Annotated in this window: 1 protein-coding gene; it reads left to right on the top strand. The window is 38.7% G+C overall.

The features are described 5' to 3' along the window. Window positions 1-772: 772 nt before the first annotated feature. On the top strand, window positions 773-1,583 hold an 811-nt coding region (locus ABY285_RS12600; protein WP_372770591.1), incomplete at its 3' end, for a DegT/DnrJ/EryC1/StrS family aminotransferase.

Raw genomic sequence — 1,583 nt, forward strand, 5'->3', positions numbered from 1 at the left:
ACTATGTATATTTAAAATTATTATGAGATCAAATGTAGAAGCATACAAATGATATTACAAGGAACAGGTACTGTTCTGACCGTTATGGAAACATATAGCCGTTTTATGCATAAAATACTGAAAATGAAACAAATGACCGTTTTAACCGGAACAAGCATTTTATACCGAATTGGCCAAAAAATACCGTTTTGACCGTTTTAAACACTTTGTGCCGAAAGCGGCATTTTAGGGGCTAAATAAATCGAGTTAAAAAGTGGCAACTGCACTTAAAAATCAAAATGGGCCAAATCGTCAAAAACAGCATATTAGGATATCGCAGAAGTCCAGTAAAACAAGGGGCTGCAGATAGGCAAAAGGGGAGATAAAGGGAGGATACTCCGTACATACTCCGTACATAGTGTTAGTAGAGTGTTATAGTGAGGCTAACACTCGGTCCAAAAATTGCCCAAAAAAGAACAACAAAAAACAGCCTTTTTGGCCTTTTTTATTAATTATTTTTTAAAAAAAATAGTTTTACCCCAACCCTAAAGGGAGAACTATTTTTCACAACTTCACCTATAGTAATTAGTTCACTAATAACTTTTTTTCCACCCATGTCATCCAGAGCGGAGTCGAAGGAAGGGCGGGGAAAAGAAAAAAGGAGTTTATATTCCCTTTATATTTAAAACATAATCTAAAATCCCAACAATTAGCCACAATCAAATTCCCCTCTAGAGAGGGGTAGGGGTGTGTAAAAAATCAGTAAATTTATAGCCAATTCGAAAAGCAGAATATGAATAAAAAAATATATCTATCTCCGCCGCATATTTCGGGAAAAGAGATGAAATATATACAACAAGCCTTTGATACCAATTGGATAGCGCCTTTAGGCCCCAATATAAATGAGTTTGAAAACACACTTCAAACTTATTTGGGAGAAAGCAACCATGTTGCAGCGCTAAACTCAGGCACTGCAGGCATTCACTTGGCATTAATTTTGGCTGGGGTAACCCAAGGTGATGAGGTATTGTGCCAAAGTTTTACCTATTCGGCTTCAGCAAATCCCATTTTATATGTTGGTGCAAAACCTGTTTTTATTGACAGCGAAGCAGAAACTTGGAATATGAGCCCAAAATTTTTGGAAACTGCCATTCTCGACAGATTGAAAAAAGGAAAAAAGCCAAAAGCCATCATTGTAGTCGACTCTTACGGGATGCCTGCCAAATGGGATCAGATTATTGCAATAGCAAAAAAATACAGCCTATTTTTAATTGAAGATGCTGCAAGCGCGTTAGGAAGCACCTGTAAAAATCAAAAATGCGGCACTTTTGGCGACATTGGCATACTTTCATTTAACGGCAATAAAATCATCACCACTTCCGGCGGCGGGGCATTGGTGGCCAAAACAAAGGAAATTAAAGACAAAGCGGTGTTCTTCGCCACACAATCCAGGGACAACGCACCACACTACCAGCACAGTGAAATTGGCTACAATTACAGAATGAGCAATATTGTGGCAGGCATCGGGCGCGGACAAATGGAAGTGCTGGATGACCATATTTCCTTGCGCAGGGCCATGCACGATTTTTACATGGCTTATTTCA

This window comes from Lutibacter sp. (assembly GCF_041555395.1).
GTDB lineage: Bacteria > Bacteroidota > Bacteroidia > Flavobacteriales > Flavobacteriaceae > Lutibacter.